General features: G+C 63.8%; 20 protein-coding genes and 1 pseudogene. 8 read left to right on the top strand and 13 right to left on the bottom strand.

The genetic code is table 11. The annotated features are described in order from the left end of the window. Positions 1–148 precede the first annotated feature (148 nt). From AL346_RS12305 to AL346_RS12295, 3 genes are all read right to left on the bottom strand, one after another. Positions 149–1,117, bottom strand: coding sequence for a threonine dehydratase (locus AL346_RS12305; RefSeq protein ID WP_019400088.1), 969 nt, complete (start codon positions 1,115–1,117; stop codon positions 149–151). Positions 1,118–1,190: 73 nt separating this feature from the next. Continuing rightward, complete coding sequence (locus AL346_RS12300; RefSeq protein WP_050996426.1) at positions 1,191–2,414, bottom strand: MFS transporter; 1,224 nt, start codon at positions 2,412–2,414, stop codon at positions 1,191–1,193. 480 nt (positions 2,415–2,894) lie between these two features. Beyond that, positions 2,895–3,803 (bottom strand): LysR family transcriptional regulator, encoded by a 909-nt coding sequence (locus AL346_RS12295; protein WP_019400086.1) that lies wholly within the window; start codon positions 3,801–3,803, stop codon positions 2,895–2,897. A gap of 140 nt (positions 3,804–3,943) precedes the next feature. On the opposite strand from AL346_RS12295, the gene AL346_RS12290 reads away from it, so the two are divergent. Then, positions 3,944–4,891 carry a ring-cleaving dioxygenase gene (locus AL346_RS12290; protein WP_019400085.1) on the top strand — a complete coding sequence of 316 codons (948 nt, stop codon included), beginning with the start codon at positions 3,944–3,946 and terminating at the stop codon, positions 4,889–4,891. 79 nt (positions 4,892–4,970) lie between these two features. Beyond that, a complete protein-coding gene (locus AL346_RS12285) occupies positions 4,971–6,755 on the top strand; it encodes a monovalent cation:proton antiporter-2 (CPA2) family protein (protein WP_019400084.1) in 1,785 nt (594 codons plus the stop codon). 131 nt (positions 6,756–6,886) lie between these two features. Here AL346_RS12285 and AL346_RS12280 read toward each other — a convergent pair whose 3' ends face one another. Continuing rightward, positions 6,887–7,210 carry a GNAT family N-acetyltransferase gene (locus AL346_RS12280; RefSeq protein WP_019400083.1) on the bottom strand — a complete coding sequence of 108 codons (324 nt, stop codon included), beginning with the start codon at positions 7,208–7,210 and terminating at the stop codon, positions 6,887–6,889. 235 nt (positions 7,211–7,445) lie between these two features. On the opposite strand from AL346_RS12280, the pseudogene AL346_RS25590 reads away from it, so the two are divergent. From AL346_RS25590 to AL346_RS25380, 5 genes and pseudogenes are all read left to right on the top strand, one after another. Next, positions 7,446–7,723: pseudogene (locus tag AL346_RS25590) on the top strand (pirin family protein); the annotation flags it as partial. Between the two features lie 83 nt (positions 7,724–7,806). Further along, entirely contained in the window at positions 7,807–8,439 is a 633-nt protein-coding gene (locus AL346_RS12275) for a hydrolase (protein WP_019400082.1), read from the top strand. A gap of 262 nt (positions 8,440–8,701) precedes the next feature. Continuing rightward, positions 8,702–8,998 carry a putative quinol monooxygenase gene (locus AL346_RS24655; protein WP_040403305.1) on the top strand — a complete coding sequence of 99 codons (297 nt, stop codon included), beginning with the start codon at positions 8,702–8,704 and terminating at the stop codon, positions 8,996–8,998. 266 nt (positions 8,999–9,264) lie between these two features. Beyond that, positions 9,265–10,080, top strand: a complete 816-nt coding sequence (locus AL346_RS12270) for a hypothetical protein (protein ID WP_053193706.1) — start codon at positions 9,265–9,267, stop codon at positions 10,078–10,080. Between the two features lie 412 nt (positions 10,081–10,492). Further along, on the top strand, positions 10,493–11,035 hold the full coding sequence (locus AL346_RS25380) for a hypothetical protein (RefSeq protein ID WP_197286561.1): 543 nt from the start codon (positions 10,493–10,495) through the stop codon (positions 11,033–11,035). A 170-nt stretch (positions 11,036–11,205) separates the two neighbouring features. On the opposite strand, the gene AL346_RS25585 is transcribed toward AL346_RS25380, so the two are convergent. From AL346_RS25585 to AL346_RS12220, 9 genes are all read right to left on the bottom strand, one after another. Next, complete coding sequence (locus AL346_RS25585; RefSeq protein WP_019403510.1) at positions 11,206–11,493, bottom strand: hypothetical protein; 288 nt, start codon at positions 11,491–11,493, stop codon at positions 11,206–11,208. After that, positions 11,483–12,313, bottom strand: a complete 831-nt coding sequence (locus AL346_RS12255; RefSeq protein ID WP_040405123.1) for an HlyD family secretion protein — start codon at positions 12,311–12,313, stop codon at positions 11,483–11,485. Before AL346_RS12255 ends, AL346_RS25585 begins: the two co-directional genes overlap by 11 nt. A gap of 325 nt (positions 12,314–12,638) precedes the next feature. After that, positions 12,639–12,917, bottom strand: coding sequence for a helix-turn-helix domain-containing protein (locus tag AL346_RS12250; protein ID WP_019403508.1), 279 nt, complete (start codon positions 12,915–12,917; stop codon positions 12,639–12,641). 68 nt (positions 12,918–12,985) lie between these two features. Further along, positions 12,986–13,540, bottom strand: coding sequence for a HupE/UreJ family protein (locus tag AL346_RS12245; RefSeq protein ID WP_082312504.1), 555 nt, complete (start codon positions 13,538–13,540; stop codon positions 12,986–12,988). 44 nt (positions 13,541–13,584) lie between these two features. Then, the gene (locus AL346_RS12240) at positions 13,585–14,163 is read right to left on the bottom strand and encodes a HupE/UreJ family protein (RefSeq protein WP_019403506.1); all 579 of its coding nucleotides are present in this window, start codon (positions 14,161–14,163) and stop codon (positions 13,585–13,587) included. A gap of 36 nt (positions 14,164–14,199) precedes the next feature. Beyond that, complete coding sequence (locus tag AL346_RS12235; protein WP_019403505.1) at positions 14,200–15,219, bottom strand: HupE/UreJ family protein; 1,020 nt, start codon at positions 15,217–15,219, stop codon at positions 14,200–14,202. Next, positions 15,216–16,211 (bottom strand): peptidyl-prolyl cis-trans isomerase, encoded by a 996-nt coding sequence (locus tag AL346_RS12230; protein ID WP_156332744.1) that lies wholly within the window; start codon positions 16,209–16,211, stop codon positions 15,216–15,218. Before AL346_RS12230 ends, AL346_RS12235 begins: the two co-directional genes overlap by 4 nt. Before the next feature lie 14 nt (positions 16,212–16,225). Further along, positions 16,226–17,365 (bottom strand): hypothetical protein, encoded by a 1,140-nt coding sequence (locus tag AL346_RS12225; RefSeq protein WP_019403503.1) that lies wholly within the window; start codon positions 17,363–17,365, stop codon positions 16,226–16,228. Then, a complete protein-coding gene (locus AL346_RS12220) occupies positions 17,362–19,602 on the bottom strand; it encodes a DUF3604 domain-containing protein (RefSeq protein WP_019403502.1) in 2,241 nt (746 codons plus the stop codon). Before AL346_RS12220 ends, AL346_RS12225 begins: the two co-directional genes overlap by 4 nt. Positions 19,603–20,305: 703 nt before the next feature. Between AL346_RS12220 and AL346_RS12215 the strand changes: the two genes are divergently transcribed. Then, positions 20,306–21,361 carry an AraC family transcriptional regulator gene (locus tag AL346_RS12215; RefSeq protein WP_019403501.1) on the top strand — a complete coding sequence of 352 codons (1,056 nt, stop codon included), beginning with the start codon at positions 20,306–20,308 and terminating at the stop codon, positions 21,359–21,361. Positions 21,362–21,474: the final 113 nt, after the last annotated feature.

Genomic DNA, 21,474 nt, shown 5'->3' with positions numbered 1-21,474 from the left:
CTGCAGGCTATCTACCCCACCGCAAGGCCGCCCTCACACCCGAGCACGTCATCGTGCAGATGCCGCTCCGGCCCGGTGCCGGCGCCTTCCACGATGACGAAGACGCGGCCGCCTGCAACTGTCGCTGTCGGAGCAGCCGCGAGCGGGTTCAGCGCTTCGACGGGCGAGCCATCATCGCGAGATAGAGATCGCGGTCGATGTTGCCGCCGGACAATATGACCGCAACCTCCTTGCCGCGCATGGTGTCACGCTCCTTGAGAAGCGCGGCGAGCGCCGCCGCGCCCGCGCCTTCCGCGAGATTGTGGGTGTCCTCGAAATAGGCGCCCATGGCCGTGGCGATATCGTCGTCGCTCACGGCCACGATCCGCTCCGCGCCCTTGCCGTAGATGGCCAATGCCTCGGACGAGGGAATTCGCACCGCCATGCCGTCGGCAAAGGTGTCCGCTGTCGCGGTCTCGACGACGCGCCCGGCCTCGAAGGACAGCTTGGCGCCATCGGCCTTGTCGGAGACCACCCCGACGATCTTCGTCTTGAGCGCCAACGCATCACGCGCCGCGATGACGCCGCAGATGCCGGAACCCAGGCCGATCGGCACGTAGACCGTATCGAGGGCGGGCGCGGCGGAGAACAACTCGAGCGCGTAGGTGGCGACACCGCGCACGAGTTCGGGATGGAAGGATGGGGCAAAGTACAGGTTTTCTTCCTGCGCCGCCCGCTGGGCGGCAATCTTCGCCTCGTCAAAGTCGCGGCCGGTTTCCACGAGATCGGCGCCAAAGGCGCGCATGGCGGCGTTCTTTTCCCTGGAATTCCCGAGCGGCACGAAGATCTTCGCCTTGAGGCCCAGGGCTTTCGCCGCGCGTGCTTGCGACTGGCCGTGATTGCCGCGCGTCGCCGTCACGATGCCGGAAACCTCGGGATGCGAATGTCGCAGCCAGTGCATGAAGGTGATACCGCCCCGGATCTTGAACGCGCCGGTCGGCGTGTGATTTTCGTGCTTCACCCAAACGGTCGCGCCGGCACGCTCGCACAGCAGGGGCCAGACATACTGCGGCGTGGCCTGCATATGCCGATAAACGAGCTCGGCCGCAGCCTCCAGCTGTCCTCTCTCGAAGAGCATCTACCCACCCCATATGGTTCAGAATCGAAGCCGGATTATGCACCGATGCGTCACTTCTGAAGAAACCAAATGCTCAGGGGCGTTCGGCCCGATCGGCAGCCAAGGGCGCCTGCTGATGTGAGGCGCCGATCATCCGGCGCTGCAGCAGCAAGAGCCCGAGAAGGGCGCAGAAGGCGAATATCGAGATCGCGAAGGCCAGCCACAGGGCGGCATGGGGCCCGGCGGACGTCATGATGGCGGCAAAGACCGGCGGCGCGGCGGCAAAGGACAGGTTGAGCGGCACCGCCAGTTGCGCCGATGCGCGGGCATAGGCGCCGGCGGGAAAAATCTGCAGCGGCAGCGTCGCGCGGGTAACGGCGGTAATGCCGCTGGCCACGCCATAGAGCGTGGCGAAGGCCATGGCGCCGACGAAGGTGCCCGTCAGCAGCAGGACGACGAAGCTCAACGGAAACAGGGCAGAAGCGGCAAGAGCGATGACAAAGCCCGACCAGCGCCGGCCGCCGAGGACATCGACCATGCGCCCCAGCCATTGGGCGATACCAATGAAGGCCGCTGCCGCCAGCGCACTGGCGTGATCGAGGCCCGCAGCCTCGAACAGGATGATGATGGTGAGCGCGAAGCCCCAGGTGACGAAGCCATTGGCGGCAAAGCTCATGGCCAGAAGAGCGAAACGGGGCCGGTCGACAGGTGCCGGCTCGGCGGCCGCCTCCCTGGCGGATTTGTCCCTCGGCCGCCGGGCAAGCGTCGTCCAATGCAGTGGCGTGCAGACGAGCAGCATGACGACGGCATAGAGCAGCGTGGTCGTGCGCCAGCCCCATTGCGCCTGCAAGAGTCCCGTCAGCGGCCAGACGATCGTCGATGTCAGCCCGCCGGCCAATATCAGCGCCCTGAGCGCCTGGCGCGCCTTTTCGCCCGCGATCTCGGCCACGGCGATCTGCGCCGGTGTCGTCAACATGCCCGCGCCGGCGAGCCCGAGGATGGTCCATGACGCGAAATAGGCCGTCGGCCCATCGGCGAGGCCCATGACCAGCAGGCCAGCTGCGCCCAGGGGCGATCCCAGGACCATGACCGAGCGCGCGCCGTGGCGCTCGAACACGGCGCTCAGCGGCCAGGACGCCATGGCCATGACAATGAGCATGACCGTAGGTCCCGCCATGACCATGGGCAGGGCCATGCCCAGTTCATCGGCCATGGCCGGTCCGGTCACGGCAGGCAGCCAGAACGTGGCGCCCCAGCCAATGAGCTGGGTCAACGAGAGGGCGGCGACAGCACGGACTGTGCGCGAGCGGAAAGGCATCGGAGGAGCGACGCGGCGGGGTGATGGGACTGTGGCGAGGGTTTGCTGTCAAAAGGTACAGATCGAATGAAAGTTCGTCACACCCTAACTGCGCCAATCACCCAAAACTAACGAAGCGGACGGTGGAGGCAGTAGAGAGAGGCTTCAGGGTGCCCGCATATTTCCTGGCCCGCCCGGCCGCGTCGATCGCCCTTCTCACCGACTTGCCCGACGACACATCGGACCTGCGACCAGGCCGCCGGCCACAGCCTGCGACCGGAACAGACAGGATGCGGTGGTATGGCTGGGCTGTTCGGACACGAAGATGAGCACCGGCACTTATCCGAGCAGAGTTTCGACCTGTCCTGGAAGGATCGGACCGACGGGGGGCAAGCAGTCGCTACGGGGCTCCCATGCCGTTCACAGGTGGAACGGCTAACGGGGCGAAAGCTGCAGCATCCGGCGGAACTGCTTCTTCAGCAAGGGAGCTTCAGCTGATGGTCACAGCGCCCACGGGGCGCCATCGGAGAACGCCTTTGCCAGGTGGTCGATAATCGCCCGCAGTTTCATCGGCATCGGCTTCACGGGCCGCCAGACGGCGGAAATGGGCAAGGATGTCGGCTTCAGGTCCCTTGCGATTCTCATAAGATGCCCCGATGTCAGCGCATCGTGGGCGATGAACATGGGCAACAGCGCGATGCCCAATCCGGCGATGGCCATGTCGCGCATCGCCTCGCCGTTATTGGCCGAGATCCGGCTGTCCAGGGAAAGGCCGACCACACTTCCGTCTTCTCGCAGGAACTGCCAGACACTCGACGATTGAAGATTGAGATATCCGATGCAGGGATGGGCGTGTAGGTCGGCCAGCGTTTCCGGCTCGCCCCGTTGCGTGATGTAGTGCGGACTTGCGACGACGACCCGCGGATCCTCGCAGAACTTTCGAGCAATCAGTCTGGAATCGGGCAACTGGCCGATGCGGATCGCAAGATCGAACCGACCGCGCACGAGGTCGATGAATTGATCATCGTAGTCGAGATGGATCTCGAGGTCCGGATGCTGGAGAGCGAATTCGGCGATCACGGGACTGAGGTGGCGTATGCCGAAGCTCATCGGCGCGGAGATCGCAAGCGTGCCCCGCAAGCCGGCCATGCCCCATGCCGCACTTTCGACCGCCCGGGTGATCTCGGTGAGCGCCGGCCGCAGTCTTAGAGCCAGTTCCTCGGCGCTCTCGGTTGGCGTAATGCGGCCGGCGTGCCGCCGAAAGAGCGCCGTGCCGAGCGCGGCCTCGAAGTCGGCGATGCGCTTGCTGACGACGGACTTGGACAGATTCGATCGGGCGGCTGCGCCTGACACGCTGCCCGCGTCCAACACGTCCAGGAACGTCCTGATTTCCTCGATCGTCCATCTCATGCCCGACGATTACGGTATTCAGCGTCGCCGCGACAACCGAAACCGTTCGCAAACTGCGAACGGAGGGTCAGGGCGTTCAGGGCTCACCCTGCGCGATCGGCATCGTCATATTGGCCGCAACCGAAACAGGAGTGGCCGATATGCAACTGACCGGCATCCATCATCTGACGGCGATCACCGCTGACGCCCCGGCCAACAAGCGCTTCTATACCGAGACGCTGGGCCTGCGTCTGGTCAAGAAGACCGTCAACCAGGACGATACCAGCGCCTATCACCTCTTCTACGCCGACGGCGCGGCAACGCCGGGAACGGATCTGACCTTCTTCGACTGGCCGCTGGAACGCGAACGGCGCGGCACGCCGTCCATCAGCCGTACGGGTCTCAGGGTCTCGGGCGAAGACAGCCTCAACTACTGGATCACACGCCTTGAGGACCTGGGCGTCGCCGCCGAACCGATCAGGATGATCGACGGCCGCGCGGCGATCGATTTCGAGGATCCGGAAGGCCAGCGCTTCCGGATCGTGAATGACGGCGGCGCAGGCCGTTCGCACCCGTGGGACCGCAGCCCCGTGCCGCAAGAGCATCAGTTCCGCGGCCTCGGTCCGATCACGATCTCCGTGCCGAAGCTGGAGATGACCGACGCGCTCCTGACCCGCGTGCTCAACATGAAGGAGGACCGCCAATACGTCTCGCCGGACGGCCACGGCGAGGTCCACGTCTACAGCATGGGCGATGGAGGACCGGCAGCCGAGCTGCATGTTGCGGTCCAGCCCGGCCTGCCCATGGCGCGCCAGAGAGCCGGCGCCGTTCATCACGTGGCCTTCCGGACGCCGAATGTCGAGGCAATACGAGACTGGGCGGCGCGTCTGTCGGAATTCCGCATCCCGAGCTCGGGCGAGGTCGAGCGATACTATTTCCGCTCGCTCTACTTCCGCGAGCCGAACGGCAATCTGTTCGAGATCGCCACGGACGGTCCGGGCTTCGCCGTCGACGAGCCGCTGCAGAGCCTGGGCGAACGCTTGGCCCTGCCACCCTTCCTCGAGAGCCGTCGCGCATCCATCGAGGCGGGGTTGCAGCCCCTCGATTGAGAAGGTCCCCCGGAGCAGCCACTCCGGGGGGCTTGCCATGCTACGTTCGGCGCGATCGGGAACTACCAGGAGAGACATCATGGCAGGCATTGCACAGACGCTCGGACCAGCCGTTGTCCTGCTCGGCTCGGCAGTCGTGGCGGTGCCGCTTTTCCGAAAGATCGGGCTGGGATCCGTGCTCGGCTATTTTTCCGGGGGCCTCCTGGTCGGACCGTCCGTGCTCGGAATCTTCAACGACCCCTCGACCATCCTGCACGTCTCCGAACTCGGCGTCGTGATGTTCCTGTTCCTGATCGGCATCGAGATGCGCCCCCAGAAGCTCTGGGCGTTGAGGGCGCAGATCTTCGGGCTCGGCCTTGCCCAGGTCCTGGTCTGCATCGCGCTTCTCACCGGTGCCGGGATGCTCCTTGGGCTGCCCGGTCCCGCGGCCTTCATCGCAGGCTCCGGTTTCGTCCTGTCATCGACCGCCGTGATCATGTCGATCCTCCGGGAACGCGGTGAGCTTGCCAGCGATCAGGGCCGGCAGTCGGTATCGATCCTGCTCCTCGAGGATCTGATGATCGTGCCGCTGCTGGCGGCCGTCGCCTTCATGGGGGCTTCGGCGGCCGGTGGCGGCGGGGCTGGTGTCGACCCCACAGCGCTGCTCGTCGCTCTCGGAGCAATCCTCCTGCTGGTGGCGATTGGGCGCTGGCTGCTCGATCCGTTCTTCGCGCTTCTCGCCCGCGCCCGCAACACCGAGGTCTTGACCGCCGGCGCGCTGCTCGTGGTCCTGGGCTCCGCTCTGTTGATGGAGATGAGCGGCCTCTCGATGGCGCTGGGAGCGTTCCTTGCCGGCGTCATGCTGTCGGGATCGAGCTACAGGCACCAGATCGAGACCGACGTCGAGCCTTTCAAGGGCCTCTTGATGGGCCTGTTCTTCCTGGCGGTCGGCATGTCGCTCGACTTGTCCGTCGTCGTGACCGACTGGCGGATGATCGTGGCGCTTCTGGCTGCCTATGTCGTCGTGAAGGCGATCGGGATCTATGCCGTCGCCAGGGCTTTCGGCGCGACCAGCCTCCAGGCGCTGCGCAGGGTCTCGCTGTTCGCGCAAGGGGGTGAATTCGCCTTCGTCCTCTATTCGGCCGCGGCCGGCGGCGGTGTGATCAGCACTGCGGAGAATGCGGTCTTTTCCAGCGTCATCATTCTTTCCATGGCGGTTACGCCCCTGGTCCTTATCGCGGCCGATCGCTGGTTGAAGGACGAGCCGGTCTCGATGGAGGGAATCGAGACAGCGGAGGGCCTCAAGGGCCGGGTGCTGATGATCGGTTTCGGCCGTTTCGGCCAAATTGCGTCACAGATGCTGCTCGCGCAGGGTATCGAGATTTCTCTCATCGACAATGATCCCAACCGCATCCGGGAGGCCGAGCGGTTCGGCTTCAAGGTCTACTTCGGAGACGGTGCACGGCTGGACATCCTGCGTCAGTCGGGCGCCGAGAACACCGACATGGTGATGGTATGCGTCGACGATGCCGCCGTCACCGATCGCATCGTCGATCTGGTGAGAGAGCATTTCCCGACCTGCCGGCTGCTCGTGCGCTCGTACGACCGCGGGCATTCGATCAAGCTGCGCAAGGCTGGTGTCGATTACGAGATCCGCGAGACCTTCGAGTCTGCGCTCACATTCGGTGGCGCGGGGCTCAAGGCACTCGGTATGACAGCGCTCGACGTGAGCGAGGTGAGCGACGACATCCGTCGGCGCGACGGCGAACGGCTCGACGCGCAGGCACAGGGCGGGCTGTTTGCCGGCGGGGACAGGCTCCACGTCGGCCCACGGCCCGAACCGCTCATCGGGCCCCGTGGCAGATCTGCGGAAAGCCCGACGTAAAGAGAAGAAGATGACGGTCTTCGCGCTGCCCGGCAGCCCCGAGCGGGTTCCTGGCCCAAGGTTCCCCGCAGGCCGCGGCTGGTGACCGGCTTCAGGAATTTCATGGGCTTCGGGAAGCCGGCAATTTTCTGTCAGGTCCCGGACGTATCCTCGGGATCGGTCGTCATCACGTCGGCCCACTCCGGATGCTTGCGGTATTGGGCTCTGACATAGGGGCAAATCGGCCTGATCCTGAAGCCATGCCGACGGGCGTCGTCGATCATGTGGAGGACCAGACCCAGCGCAATCCCCGTCCCCCGCAAGGTTTCTGCGGCGCCGGTGTGGTCGGCGCTGATCAGATCGGGGCCGCGGACCGCGAATGTGATCTCGGCGTCTCCGTCGATGCCTGGAATGCGCGCGACGTAGCGGCCATGCCTGTCGTCCCGGTATTCCTTGCCCGTTTCGAAGTCAGTCATTTTCCCTCCTGCGCTGCTCAAGCCATTCGCGTGCGATCGTCGTCTCCTTGGCCATGCGTCACAAGCAAAACTGTACAATACAGGTAGTTGGCTGCGACCCTTCCTTCAGAGCATGCGATGGCCAAGCTGGCTTCTGCCAAACCCAGCGTTCGCTTTTTGCGAACGGAAAACGGGTTCTGATATAATTTTCTGCGTCCTATTCTTTCCCCGTTCCGGGTGAATAGTAGAGGACGAGATGAGCTGGAATCCCGCTCTGCCCCTCGGTCGTCCCGACGACACAGGCATCGACACGATTGAAGCGCTCATCATTCCCCGCTCCCGTGGCCCGGGCGGTTCCGAGGCGTGCCGGGCGCTGCTGGCGCCGACGTGGCAGAGGATCGGCCCCTCGTCTTCTTCGACCAGGCCGGACCGGCCGAGCTTTTGCGCGGCTCGAAGATGGATGTCCATCCACATATCGGACCGGGCACCGTGACTTGCCTGTTCCAAGGCGATTTCCCTCACCGGCTCTCGACGGCGGACAACTCGCCCCGCCGTCTTCTGCGAGGCACTCGACCTCCGGCAGTCACTGGCGAGTCCCAACTGAATGGAGAAGCGCGATGACCAGCGAACCAATCCGCGATCCACTGAAAGACCACCTGCTGACGCCTCGGAACTCAGCATTCATCATCATCGACTATCAGCCGATACAGGTCAGCTCCATCCGCTCGATGAGCCAGAAGGAACTGGTCTTCAACATCGTTCAGACGGCGAAAGCCGCCGTGAACTACGACCTTCCCATCGTCCACTCGACGGTCAACGTAGCGACCGGCAGGAACAAGCCGCCGATCCAGCCGCTCATGGAGGTGCTGGGCACTTATCCCACCTATGATCGGACGACGATCAACAGCTGGGAGGATGTCGAGTTCAAGAAGGCAGTCGTCGAGACCGGCCGCAAAAAGCTGATCATGACGGCTTTGTGGACGGAGGCCTGCCTGACCTTCCCTGCACTCGACGCCCTGAAGGAAGGCTACGAAGTCTACGTTGTCGCCGACGCGGTCGGCGGCACTTCCGAAGCGGCGCACGAGGCGGCACTGCGCCGGATGGAGCAGGCGGGCGCCCAACTGATCAGCAAGACCCAGCTGTATTGCGAACTTCAGCGTGATTGGGCCCGCGAGAAGACCGTGCCCGGCTTCATGGACGTATTCCAGAACTGGGATGGGTCCAATCCTGAAAAAGACTTCAAGGAATAGTTTCGGGTTGAGGTCTCACGACCGTGGCGGGCGATCGAACGATCTCGCCCGCAGAAGAGGGATCGCGTGAGTGAACGAACCGCTGTGCGATTGCTCACGCGATCTGAACGCTTCCTTCTCATGCGCCCACCCGCTGAAACGGCTGGCACTTCGAAATCAATTCCTGTGCGGGAGCGTTGAACCAGCATACGAGGAAGTCACGCAATTTTCCGCGTGGGCGACATGGTGTTCGTAAAGTCGCCTAATGCATGGAGGTCATGCCATGTCCGAAGTTCACATGGTTGCAGTACTTTATGCAAAGACCGGAAAAGAGAAGGAACTCCGGAACGATCTGACGGTCATTACCGAAAAATCACGCAAGGAGGAGGGAAATCTCGAATACGACTTGTTCGAGGATCGAAACGATCCCAGGCGCTTCGTCCTGATCGAGCATTGGCGGGGTGCGACAGACCAGGACCGGCACCACAACCAGTCCGATCACATTCGCCATTTTCACGATAACGGCGACCGCAATGTCGAACGGCGAGAGGCAATATATCTTTTGCAGAAGGTCGTCTGACGTCCCGACGTTCGGATGAGGGGCGGCCTGAGCGGCCGTCCCGGGATTGAGCGCACCGAGCGGATGAAGGTCGCCTGTTGTTGCTGGGCGTTGAACCGCTTCAGGCAGCATTTGCCGCGATCGCAGCTGATGTCGCTGCATGAATTCCTATGCGGGAACAGTCCAGTGTAGCCGAATAGATTTGCATACGACGAAGGACGTGGCATCCTTCCTCATGGGAACTGGCAAGCGCCGGATGGCCGGACCTGCGCAGAGGGGGATGCGCCTTGTCGAGACTGAAGCGGTTCGCCGTCGCCGGCGCCATGGGCTGCACGCTGCTGTCCGCCCCCGCCGTGGGAGCGGATCTCCAGCCGCAGCCGCCGGTGCCGGCGCAGCCGGCACCGGGCTCCTGGCAGTTCCAGGCGACGATCTACGGCTGGGCGACGTCGCTCACGGGCACCGTCGGCGTTCGCAACCTGCCCGCGGCGAAAGTCGATGCATCCTTCGCCGACGTGCTCGAGAACCTCGACGGGGCCCTGATGGGCTCCTTCCTCGCCAAGAACGGCGACTGGATGTTCCTGATCGACATCGTCGGGGCCCGGCTTTCCGACAGTGCGACGCTGAAGATAGCGAACGCGCCCACCGTCAAGTTCAGGCAGGGCCTGTTCATCGCCTCCGCTATCGCGGGTTACCGGCTGCCCCTCGGCGACCCGAACCTCGACGTCAGCCTCACGGCCGGCGTGCGCTACCAGCAGCTCACCGCCAAGATGACGTTGTATCCCGGCCTTCTGCCGGGCCTCAGCCTGACGAACGAGGAAACCGAGGACTGGCTCGACCCCATCGTGGGCGTGGCCCTGCAGTACCGGATCAACGACCGCTGGTTCGTCAACGCACTTGCCGACATCGGCGGTTTCGGCGTCGGCTCCGACCTGACCGCCCAGGGCCTCGTTTCCGTCGGCTACAAGTGGACGGACACGGTCTCGACCGCGATCGGCTACCGTGCGCTGTACACCGACTACAGCACCAGCGGCCATCGCACGGGCACCTTCCGCTATGACACGACGATGCACGGGCCGTTCCTGAGCCTCGCCTTTCATTTCTGATGCTCGCGCGGACGACCGAGGGCACCGTTTGAAGCACCGGAGGCGGCGCTGGGCGCCGGTCGCCACGGGGTAATCTACCGTATCTTACGCCCCGGTCCGGCGCACACGGCCTAGGATCGGGCCGTTCACCGGCTTGGCCCCTGCAAACTCGGGAATCCCGAGAAATTCCGCCAGAGGAATTGCTGCGAACGACGAAGGCATCAACGCCGGAATCGCAGGAATCAACGCGCTCCGATCCAGTTCACACCTAGTATGAGTATATCATGCGGTCTCATCACCGCATCGAGGCGCCACCACAGCATGGGCCTGTTCGTGATTGACGTGACAGCCTTCGGCTGCCCCCGAAGAGGCTCGCCGGCGGGCGTGGTATTCTGTTTCCGACAACTGGAACTCATCCACGAAGGCGGGACAATTGGTCTATCCGTATCTGATCTGCCTGGCCCTTCAGACCACCGCTGCCTTCGCCCTTCTGGCTGCGATCCAGCGGGCATTCCGAATTGTGATCGACGATCTGGGTGTTCTGCATGCGGTTTCGCCCATGGAGTTGACGCTCCTCGTCGTGGCGATTTGCGCATTCCAGGCGGCCTACTGGTATCGGCTCGCAAGGGTTGAGATTCCGAGATGGCGCAATGTCGTCCTCGGCCATATCGTCGGATTCGTCGGCCGCCTGAGTTTTGTTTTCGGCGCGGCACTGTTCAGTCTCTTCTTCCTGCGACATACGCCAGGACTGACTGAAGGTGCGCTTATCCTCGTTCCGAGGATAGCGATCCTGCTCGCAACGCTGTTTTGTCTGTACTGCTTCACACTGGAGCTCGAGCGCCTGGGCAACGCGCTGCAGTCTGCCGTTTCAATGGGCCCGCCCCCACCGACGGCAGGCGACCGAGGCAACAGCCGTCCTCTTCAGGCTGAAGTGCCTTCCCCTGGCCTGGACGGGGAAGAGCTCAGAAGCAAGTGACAGCCGGTCGATCGAATGACGGACGTCCATCATCAAGGACCGCAGCGACAGCGTCACCTTCGAACTCGGGTCGCGCGGGATTGCCGTCCTCGTAGCTTACGCTTCTCTCAGCCTCAGCCGGACGGAAGTCGACGGGAACACCCGGTGATCCCATCCTTGCCTGCGGAGTATCACAGGTACGCGGCAAAGGATCCGACCCAGAGCAGGATGCGCGCGATCAATCCAATGACGCCGGCGCTTTCGGAAAACACCGTTGCGGTTCCGGACGTCCCCAGACGCAGGATGTTGCGGTCGGCGTCCTGCGGGATCGAGATCACCGCTGGATAGGCCAGCGTCCCTCCAATGGATCCGACGGGCGCCAAGGTGCCCGATACGGCGATCTCGCCCTGACCGACCCCCTTCGGTATTTCGGTGATGGTGGCTTCGTAGATGCGCCCCGGATCGACATCAAAGAACAATCGCACTCTGGCGCCAGGTCGGATTGTTCGAAATCCGTTCTGCATGAAAGTGCCGACGATTGTGAGGTCGGACTCCACGATGAAGGACATCGCTGCCCTTGCATGGAGCGCGCGCTCCAACGGCGACCGCAAGGGTGCTGACATAGCCGTCGGACGGTGCCCTGACCGTCGTCTGCTCGAGCTCCCACTTCGCGTCGTCCAGCTGCGCACGATGCTGCAGAACCGCCGTGTTGATGCCGTTGATGGAGGATTCGAGCGTCGCGCGTGCGCTCAGCTGTTGCGCCTTCGCAGCGTCCAATTGAGCCGTGGCGATATCGAGTTCCTCCCGCGTATCCTCCTCGCTGAATGGCGTGGCCGCGCCGCCTTTCACCAGCCTGGCGATGTCCGCCAGCCGCTGCTGATGAAATTCGACCTGCTTCTCGAGACCGGCGACGTTCGCGCTCGCCTGCTTGTAGTTGTCCTGCAGCACATTGGCCTGTTGCTGAGCGGCGACCAGTGCCGCTTCCAACGCGCGAACCTTGTACTGAAACGGAGCAGGGTCGATCTGGAAGAGAACCGTACCGGTCGTGATCGGCACATTGGGTTTGACTGGAATGGCGATGATCTCGCCACTGACGTTGGGCGTCACCTCCACCACGCGCGATCCGACCACGAAGCGACCGGTCGGCGTGAGCGTGTTCATCAGTGCCGCGAAGACGGCGAGGATGAAGAGGCCGACCAATGTGGCCAGCGCCCCGGTTATCCAGGTCAGCCGCAACAGCTTCAGCTTGAAGAACAAGAGCCAGACCAGGACGAGGTAGGTGACGAGTATGATGACCATTATTCGCCTCTCGCAACCTCTCCCAGGACGGCGCGAAAATGATGTCGAACGTAAGTGATACGCTCAAGGTGCATCGCAACGTGCTGCCTGCGTTGCCCGAGGTCCGCAGCCGCTTCGATCGTGCCGACAGTAAACCGGACCAGCCGGTCGAACTTGCCATTTCGCGCCATCTCGACCTCGGTCGCCCTGTCGTACGTTTTCGAGTGCCCGAGAATATAACTTCGAGCATCAGGTCCACGACGAGCTTGAAGGTTCCTTCGCAGCCCGGAGCCATATAGTCGGCGCGAAGCTGATCGCTCCGCACCCGGGCTCCATGCGGTCAAATCTATGCCCCGTCGGGCAACGAGGAAGCGCCGCTGCCGGCCCCCAGAAGAAGCCAGCCAATATCGATCCCGAAGGCATCAGCATAGATCTTCGCCATGGAAACACTCACCGTGCGCGTTCCGTTTTCATGGGCGCGGTAGGTGACCTCACTCCAACCGAACGTGCGCGCTGCGACAGCGGCGCTCGCGTAGCCGCCCTGCATCCTGGCAGCCTTCAATCTCCCCCCAATATCGTTCATTCGCAGTTCCGCATTAGTGAGCAACCACTTCCGCTCGCTCATGGAACGCACTCCGAAGGCGATGTCAGTTTCATCGTCGGCCTGCCGCCGGGGATTGGCATTGGCTTGGGTCACCGGCTCAGCAAGGCCAGCTGATAGGCGAAATAGAGCATGGCCCAGGCGGTGATCCACGAGCCCGCGACCTGCGCTGCGACATGCTGCCAATGCTTCTCCACCCGAAGCGCAAGGGCCGCGATGATTGTGGCAAGCGCCGTGCTCCCGACGATTGTTGCCACGCCGCTCGTGACGGCCGCGATATGCGACTTCGCTTCCGGTGCCGCATCGATGCCGAGGGCCGTTCCCGCGAGGGCAGCCAGCCCGGCTGCGACCCACGGGGGCACGCGCTGGTCGGCAGTGACGATGGCGCCCGCAACGAGGGCCGCCACGACAAGCGGTGTCGTCGTGCCGGATGTCGTGACGACCGATGCGAGACCCAGGCCCACCGCCACGCCGGCGGCGAGCATCGGGATGCCCCGGCGGCAGGCCGCGAGACCGGACCGGCCGACCAGCAGTCCCATGGCCGCGATGGCAAGCAGCTCCGCGGGAACGACGATGGGATGGAGAAGCCCGGCATAGAAATCACCGACGCCCTTGAGAACGCCATGCGCCAAGGCCTCCTGTGGCATCAGCCACGACAGGCCTCCCCCCAAAAGGATGAAACGGCGAAGGGTCACGCCACCCCGGACAGGTAGGCGCCACCCGCGAGCGCAATCACGACGCCGGCGGCGCGGACGGCCATCTTGCCGACCGGCCAGCGCGCCAGGTTGCCGAAGGCAATGCCGCAGAGGTGCAGAAGGCCTGTCGCAACGACAAAGCCGAGCGCGTAGGAAAGCGCATCGGATGCGACCGGCATCTCGGTCCCGTGCGCGTATCCATGGAAGATGGCGAAGGCGCCGACGATGAGAGCCGCCGCCCAGAGCGGCGGCTGCAGGGCGAAAGCGACGCACAGGCCAAGAACGACCGCGGACAGGGCGATACCCGTTTCGACGGCCGGAAGCGGCACCTCGATCATGCCGAATGCGCCACCGAGGGCCATGACCAGCGGAAAGACGATGGGCAGAACCCAAATTGCCGGCGCGCCGAGGAACACGCCCCACAGCCCGACGGCAACCATCGCGATCACGTGGTCGGGCCCGAGAAGCGGATGCATGAACCCGCTCGAGAAGCCCCCTCCCCCATGGTCGTCGCCCGTGTGCCCGAGGGCGGATCCGGCGGCAACGACCGCCAAGAACCAGATCGCTGCGCCCACGGCGCCAAATTTGCTCCCTGCCACGTCAGCCTCCCCTTAAAGAAAGATCGCGTCGAGGCGCTCCACCACCCAGAAGGCGGCGATGGCGCCGATGCCATAGGCGGCCGCTATCCGCATGGACCGCCCCGATGTGAAGATGAGCCGCGCCGAACAGGCGACCGCCAGGATCGCGGCGATGAACATCAGTTGGCCGATTTCGACGCCGACGTTGAAGAACAGGAGCGCAAGCGGAACATCCCGCTGCGGAAGGCCGAGATCGACCATAGCGCCTGCAAAGCCGAAGCCATGGAGCAGGCCGAAGCCGAAGGCGACCACCCACGGCCAGGTGATCGTCAGGCTCACCTTTCCGCGCTCCATCCGCACCGCCTCGGCGGCGACGAGCAGGATGCTGAGGGCGATCATGGCCTCGACCGGGGGCGGAGGCAGCGTGACGAGGCCGAAGGTGGCGAGCGCGAGGGTCACCGAATGGGCGATGGTGAAGGCCGTGATCGTCTTCACCAGGACACGCCAGTCGCGCACGATCAGCATGAGCGAGGCGACGAACAACAGGTGGTCGAGACCATAGAGGATGTGGTTGATGCCGAGGGCGGTATAGTCCCAGGCGATCGACCAGAAGCTCTGCTCGGCCGGCACCAGGTACCATGGCTGCGACGGACGCACGATGGCGCTCGCCTGCCTTCCGTCCAGCCACGTCACCCGCACGAGGACGTCCGTAATCGTCGCCTGGAGGCCGACGAACGCGATCTGGCGACCCGCCAGGCCAGCGGGCGCGGAGATCACGCGCTTCTGCAGGATGGAGCCCGGCAGCGGCCGTTCCAGCGGCTCCACCACATGCTTCACGTCATCCGGAAGCCTGAGGACGACCGGCAGCGGCATTCCCGAGAGAAGCGGCGTCTTCCAGAGAACGGTGTAATGGCTGTCGTCCGTCTGGTCGATCTGCAGATAGGCGGGCCTGACCTCGTGCGCCGCTGCGGGGACGACCCAGCCCAGAATCGCGACAACCAGCGCGGCGAGCAGCCGCGCCGCCGTCGACCGGCCGGAAAGCGCGGCTGTCATTCGGCGGACCGGCGGCTTTGACCCGACGACACGATGGTCAGGTCATCGATGTCGAGGGTATCGAGCGGCGGAACGACGACCTCGTACCGCGACCGGATCTCGTCCAACGCTCGCTGCTTGACCTCGCGGTACTTCTCCGCCTGCCATGCCTGGAGGACAGTCGGCCTGATTTCCTCGAGCGTCGGAACGCGAGGCGCCTCGCGCGACTCGACCCAGACCAGGTGCCAGCCGTAGCCGGACTCGACAGGGCCTCGCCAATCGCCGGGTTGAAGCTCGAAGATCGCATTCGCAAAGATTACGCCAAATTCCTTCGCCATCTGCTCCGGAGTGACGTCGGCGTAGTAATCGCGGAACATGAACGGATCGGCGGCATCCGTTGCTCCAAGGTTCGCGGGTGACCTGCCGGCGACAAGCGGCAGCCTCGCCTCCGCAGCCGCGCGTGTGCCCTGGCCTCTCTTGTCGAACGAGAAGTAGAGATGCTGAAAGCGGATCCGCGGTGGCTTCGTGAACTCGGACTTGTTCTGGGCGAACCAGGCTGCCAGTTCCTCGTCGGTCGGCAGAGCCAGGGTCGCGACATCGGCGATGAGAAAATCCATCTTCTGCGCGAGCCGGCGCTTGATGACCTCATCGTCCTTGTCGAGGCCGAGTGCGATCGCCTCGCGCATGAGCATTTCCGAGGTGGCCTTGTGGTCGATGAGCGCACGCAACTGTTCGGGCGTCGGCTTCTCGCGCCCCTGCGCGAGCCAAACCACCGTCATCTGACGCAGGTCGTCCTTGGTGATCTCGATGCGCTGGCTGTCCCCGGACGCCTGCGGCTGGTGATTGACGAGCTTGTAGCCCCCGAAGACCAGGATACCGAGCACGACAAAATGGACGAGAGGCTCACGCATGGTGCGACCGATCCAGCTCGGCCGCTCGATACGGGTGCGCTCCGCTGCGCTTGCTGTTGAAGGTACTTCGGCGGGGCTGTCGTCTTCCGTGAGGCTGCTCATGATGGATCGCCCGCTCAGTTCGCGTGTGCCGTGAAGGCTTCTGCCGCCGATCGTGCCACGGTGTCCGGGCTGTCCCGCAGATAGACCAGGATCGCGAATTGCCCGGCCGGGTCCTTCACCGCATTCGATCGCAGGACCTCGACGTAGTCGGGCACGGCATCCCACGCCCGCCACTCGCTGAGATAGGGCGCGACGAACCCGGCCATCGGCTGGCGCTCGCGGATGAACCTGCGGTAGGCGTCCACGATCCGTTGGCGGGAAATGGCACCGACGGCTCCTCCGTGAACGCTGAGGGCCAGCAAGGCTGCTTCGATCTCCGGCACGGAGCGGCTGCGATCGGCCAGATAGTTCTCTTCGACCCACGCCACACGGGACGGCCCGTTCAGTTCCAGATCGGCCGCGAGCATGGCGGCGAGATAGGTCGCATCCTGCGAGGCCCTGGCTTCGGCGAGGCGCCGCTCCAGCTTCGTCGCATCATCGGCGTTGCCGGCAATGCCCAGGAGCAGGAGGTAGGCATCGTGACGCGGGGACAGCACGGGATCCTCGATCCAGCCGCGAACCTTGTCCGCATCGAGGGTGGGCCGGAGCAGACGCATCGCTTCGTAGGGAGCCCGCGAGAGTTCGCCGAAGGCGATTTCGGCGGCCAGCGGGTCCTCACTTTCGAGATGTGGTGCGATGAGAAAGATCCGTTTGGACCAGTTGGTGGTGTCGACGGCCTGGAGGGCGCTCGTCAGGGGCCAGGCGCGGGGCGGCCGCTTCGAAGGCCCGTCGTTGGTCTTGACGAACTCCCGCAACCAGCCTGCATGTCCGGGGCCGATCATGCCGTAGCTCGTCCATCGTCCCGAAAGGCCATTGCGGGCGAGCAGATGCGGCATGCCGCCCCGCGGATCCGCCGGTTCGGCGGAATCGGCGCTCGCCTCGACAATGGCACCGGGGAGAACGTCTCCCTTAACGATCTCCATGGCCCGAAACCGTTGCCCATCGTCGATGGGCACGGCGAGGACGATCTGATCGGCCGCATCCAGCCGCTGCCCGGTCGTGACGGAGACCGCCGACAGACAGATCGCACAGGCGAAGGCATGGCCGGAGCCACCACCCAGCAGCACTGCCAGCGCCCAGAGAAGCGCCAGGCCATGCCTTCGGATCGACTTCATTGTTGCGCCGATGCCCCTGTCGGCACCGTCGCGTCCTTGACCTCCGTTCCGAGGAAGATGGGCGTCGGAACGAACTCGTAGTTCGCGTAGCCGAACTCATTGCTCCGCGCGGCAACGTATGTGTCACCCTTCGTCAGGAGGTCCTTCGCGCCCCCCTCCAGCTTGTAGACGGTGAACTCGTACTCCCGGTTGCCGAACCAGGTCGCAACCTTGCCATTCCGGATCGAATAGTCGCCCGGGTCCCCAAGGTAGGAGGCGCGCACCACGTCACCCACTTCCGACGGCTGGGGGATGCGGGGGTCGACATTCATGACCAGCATCTGGCCGTTTTCGCCCCACTGAACCTTGAAGACGCCGCCGGTGACGTGATTGCGGATCCAGGTGTACTTGCCGACGAGCAAGTCCTTGAGCGCCGCCTCGTCGAGCATGACGGCACCCTGCTCCTTGAGATCCGCCTCCGTCGGGCCCTTCCGGGCGGCAACACGCATCTCGTTCGTCGGCGTGTACCAGATCGGCGACGACCAGGCGCGTTCCTGCACCGTCGCCGGAACGACCTCCGGCGGCGGCACGCCGAGTTCCTTGGCCTGGATCGTGGTCCACCGCGGGGTCGGGATAGCGATGACGCGCGCATAGTAGAAGGCGTCGTCGGCCGGATCGAAGTCCGGATCGGTCCACGTGCCCTTGAGCTCCACGGCTCCGATCGTGTCGGTATAGCTGGCGTCCGCGATATTCACGGTCGACCCGATGGGCGGCACCTTGCCGGTTACGGCATCGGGCGTCCGGTCGCCGGCCCACACCGCGTCGTAGACCTTCTCGAAGGACTGCCCGTTCTTCGACCATCCCTTGACGACCTGGATGCGGTCGAGGTTGCTCGAGGTGGGGTCCTTGACCGCCCACACCATGAACGTCGGCGCCTTCTCGCCGGCGCGCGGCTGAAGATCGCCACCCATTGGCACGCCGCCGGCATAGGCGACCTCGACCCAGTTGCTGCGCTCCGCGGCATCTGCCGCGTAGTCCCAGCCGCCGAAGAAGCGAAGCGTGATGCGCGGGCCGCTCGTGGCGAAGGTTTCCTTGCGCTTCATCGCCTCGAAGAGGGATTCGCGCGTATTCTCCTCGGCCCACAGCCCCGTCAGGCCGGCCGGATTCTCGAAGCGTACGTCGAGGCCGGCAAAGTTGTGTCCGCCCATGCGTTCCTTGACGGTCCCGTCGAGCCGGGCATGGCCGCCGAAGAAATTTTCCTGGCGATAAGGGACGGCCGTGTTGTGCGAATCCGATCCGCCGACGACACCGGTCTTGAAGGGGTTGTAGCCGCGTGCCTCCTGCATCGCGATGCCATCCTTCAGAGCCTGCCGGATATAGCTGCCGCCGATGGTGATGAACTGCCCCTGGGGATCGCCCAGGAGATAGTTGAGGATCTCGTAGTTGGCGAACTCGTCGTTCGGCGAGAGCAGCGGATGCGTCTCGGACGCGCCCTTGATCTGCTTGATCTCGGTGAGATGCTCATTGCGGTTGCGTGATTCAGCCCAGGCCTGGTCGATCGGGCGCCCTTTGAAATCGACCTCCGTGGGATACATGAGCCCGCCGGACAGGTTCGCGTTGTGCGAAATCGCAAGAAGCTCGTTACCCGCCTTGCGCTGACCGTCCATCCAGTTCCACAGGTCCTCCGGCGCCTGGGATTCCAGCGAACTGAAGGGGTGGTTCGGGACCTTCGCGCAATCCTTGAAGAAGATGTTGCGGTGCATGTTCCGGTAGTCGGGGTTCGACGTCCATTCATAGGAGCAGAACGCCGTGAACTTGCCGGGCTCGTTGGCAGCGTCGGCGGCCGCGTTGTTGGCCTTCCACACGGTGTCCGAGATCTCGGGCTGCACCAGCGCCTCGATCGGCTTCTCCTTGATCATGCTCGTGCCGAGCCAGAGATAGAGGCGCTGGATGTCGGCGGCATCCCGCACCTTCAGCTTGTCTGCGATCGGCAACTTGCTGATCGGAGAGCTGGGATCATTGGAAAGCCGGACGACCCCGGCATATTCGGAGTGGTCGGTGACGCCCATCCAGTCGAGTGGAGTCGTGATCTTGATGTCGTAGCCAAGAGGATGCTTGATCGTCTCTCCCTTGGCGTATTTGTAGGCGTCCGCCGGGCCGGTTACGTGATTACCGAAGATATAGGCGTCGAAGGACCAGCTCGTGTGGACATGCGTCTCGCCGAAAAACGCCTTACGCTCCGGCGCGCTCTGCGCCATGGCAGAGAAGAACGGGATGGCGACAAGAGGGATGGCGGCGCATGCAGCTTGGGCAATTCCATGACGTTTTGCGGAACGTAACCTCGACATCGCCTCGACTCCTGTATTGGTTATTCAGACGATCTGATGAACGACTGGCCATCGCATGCGCATGCACGCGACGGAGTTCCAAATACTGAACATCGATACGGGCGAGCGGCCGTTGCCTGTCCCAGCACCACTTTAATGAGCGCCGTCGCCCAGCCGTGGACGGTTGCCTTTAAGCTCCGGTGCAAAGATATCATGGACGCCATGCACTTGTCGCTACTTGGAGCAGCAGAAATCGATACACGGCGCCGCCACGTGTTGCAGCAGCGGCAACGGCGTCGAAACCGATGATGACGAGCGACTTCATGCGGGCAACAATGGACGATGAGATGAACCATCGGTCCGGCTCCCGATCCACTCGCCCGAGGACACGCGGCAGGCTCCGCTGCGCATGAACGGCATACCCTTTCGCAGCGGCGTGCCGAAGCCAGCCCCCCAGCAACCGCGAACTCTCCCCGTACCCCAGACAGAGCCTGGTTGAGCATCCGCCGTTCCTGTCGTTTGACGCAAAACCATCCGGCGATAAGTTCAGCGGACACATTCTTCTACGCTAGGTAGTACTCGTTATCGAAACCACCCATTTTACGCCACGTGCCAGGTTCAGGAGCATCCTCGTATGGCGGCAGTCCCGGTCATTTCCAGCTATGTCCTGCAGGGCCTGCCCGCCTTCGTCCGGAACGAGATCGGGGGGAGCGCTCTGCAGAGGGCCAATCGCGCGGCGGGGTTCGATGTCGAGCTGATCGAGGGGCGGAACTGCTTCATTTCGCAACGCGCGGTGGTCGCCTTCATCAACGCGATAGGAAGGGCGGCGGGAGAGCCCGATCTCGGGCTCCTGATAGCTCCCGGCATGAATGCGGCCGGATATGGCAGCTTCGGACGCTACGTCTTCGGCGCCGGTAATCTGGGCCTCGCCATCAACCGCAGCATCGAGGCCCTTCATTGCCATAGTACCGGCGATAGAATGGCGATCACGGTCTCCGCCGATGAAGTCCGATATAGCTACACGTTCGCCTTGGCCCGCTCCGAGGGCTATGCCCCCATCGCAAGCGCTGCTGCAGGCGAGTTGCTGAGCCTGATCCGGGCATATCTGCCCACAAGTTGGCGACCGTTGCGCATTGAACTTGATATCGAGGCGCCGCGCCGCGCCTCGATATTCGAAGACACGTTTCAATGCCCTGTCATCTTCAACGCCCCCGCCGTGGCAGTCGTCTTCGAGCGACATCACCTGACGGCCGCGTCGAAGCACATATCGCAGCCCCTCATCACCCTGGCGGATGTGGTGCGCGACCGACCGGGCGCGGCGCCACGAAGCCTCCTCGATGTCGTTATCGAGCAGGTTCGCACACAGGTTTTCGCCGGCAGCGTATCGCTCGACGATGTCGCGCGATCGATGGACACCAGCGTTCGGACGCTGCAGCGTGAGATCCACCGCGCCGGCACCGACTTTCGCAGCCTCACGACTACGGTGAGGATCCAGCGAGCAACCGAACTGCTGCGACACACGAACGGTTCGATCACCCATATTTCGGCAGAGCTGGGATATTCTTCTCCTGCCGGCTTCGCGCGCGCCTTTCGAAAGGCGACCGGCGTTGGACCGCGCGAATTTCGATCGAGCGAAGCCGCAATTCCACCTGCCGATGGATGGGGCGATGAGCATCACGAACGGATCTGAGCAGACTGAACCTGCTGGCGGTGCCTCTCGGATCGATCATTGCTTCGATAGAACTCGGCGATGCAAGGATCTTTGAAGCGGCCGGCTCGTCAAGGACGTTCCCGAACTGCACG

The sequence above is a fragment of the Chelatococcus sp. CO-6 genome, assembly GCF_001271345.1.
Taxonomy (GTDB): domain Bacteria; phylum Pseudomonadota; class Alphaproteobacteria; order Rhizobiales; family Beijerinckiaceae; genus Chelatococcus_A; species Chelatococcus_A caeni.
This window is presented reverse-complemented; position numbering and strand designations above follow the sequence as displayed.

What these genes read in the sequence shown, in the direction of transcription:
- AL346_RS12305 (WP_019400088.1), bottom strand. Translation starts at nt 1,117, where the DNA reads ATGCTCTTCGAGAGAGGACAGCTGGAGGCTGCGGCCGAGCTCGTTTAT.
- AL346_RS12300 (WP_050996426.1), bottom strand. Translation starts at nt 2,414, where the DNA reads ATGCCTTTCCGCTCGCGCACAGTCCGTGCTGTCGCCGCCCTCTCGTTG.
- AL346_RS12295 (WP_019400086.1), bottom strand. Translation starts at nt 3,803, where the DNA reads ATGAGATGGACGATCGAGGAAATCAGGACGTTCCTGGACGTGTTGGAC.
- AL346_RS12290 (WP_019400085.1), top strand. Translation starts at nt 3,944, where the DNA reads ATGCAACTGACCGGCATCCATCATCTGACGGCGATCACCGCTGACGCC.
- AL346_RS12285 (WP_019400084.1), top strand. Translation starts at nt 4,971, where the DNA reads ATGGCAGGCATTGCACAGACGCTCGGACCAGCCGTTGTCCTGCTCGGC.
- AL346_RS12280 (WP_019400083.1), bottom strand. Translation starts at nt 7,210, where the DNA reads ATGACTGACTTCGAAACGGGCAAGGAATACCGGGACGACAGGCATGGC.
- AL346_RS12275 (WP_019400082.1), top strand. Translation starts at nt 7,807, where the DNA reads ATGACCAGCGAACCAATCCGCGATCCACTGAAAGACCACCTGCTGACG.
- AL346_RS24655 (WP_040403305.1), top strand. Translation starts at nt 8,702, where the DNA reads ATGTCCGAAGTTCACATGGTTGCAGTACTTTATGCAAAGACCGGAAAA.
- AL346_RS12255 (WP_040405123.1), bottom strand. Translation starts at nt 12,313, where the DNA reads ATGGTCATCATACTCGTCACCTACCTCGTCCTGGTCTGGCTCTTGTTC.
- AL346_RS12250 (WP_019403508.1), bottom strand. Translation starts at nt 12,917, where the DNA reads ATGAGCGAGCGGAAGTGGTTGCTCACTAATGCGGAACTGCGAATGAAC.
- AL346_RS12245 (WP_082312504.1), bottom strand. Translation starts at nt 13,540, where the DNA reads ATGCCACAGGAGGCCTTGGCGCATGGCGTTCTCAAGGGCGTCGGTGAT.
- AL346_RS12235 (WP_019403505.1), bottom strand. Translation starts at nt 15,219, where the DNA reads ATGACAGCCGCGCTTTCCGGCCGGTCGACGGCGGCGCGGCTGCTCGCC.
- AL346_RS12230 (WP_156332744.1), bottom strand. Translation starts at nt 16,211, where the DNA reads ATGAGCAGCCTCACGGAAGACGACAGCCCCGCCGAAGTACCTTCAACA.
- AL346_RS12225 (WP_019403503.1), bottom strand. Translation starts at nt 17,365, where the DNA reads ATGAAGTCGATCCGAAGGCATGGCCTGGCGCTTCTCTGGGCGCTGGCA.
- AL346_RS12220 (WP_019403502.1), bottom strand. Translation starts at nt 19,602, where the DNA reads ATGGCGCAGAGCGCGCCGGAGCGTAAGGCGTTTTTCGGCGAGACGCAT.
- AL346_RS12215 (WP_019403501.1), top strand. Translation starts at nt 20,306, where the DNA reads ATGGCGGCAGTCCCGGTCATTTCCAGCTATGTCCTGCAGGGCCTGCCC.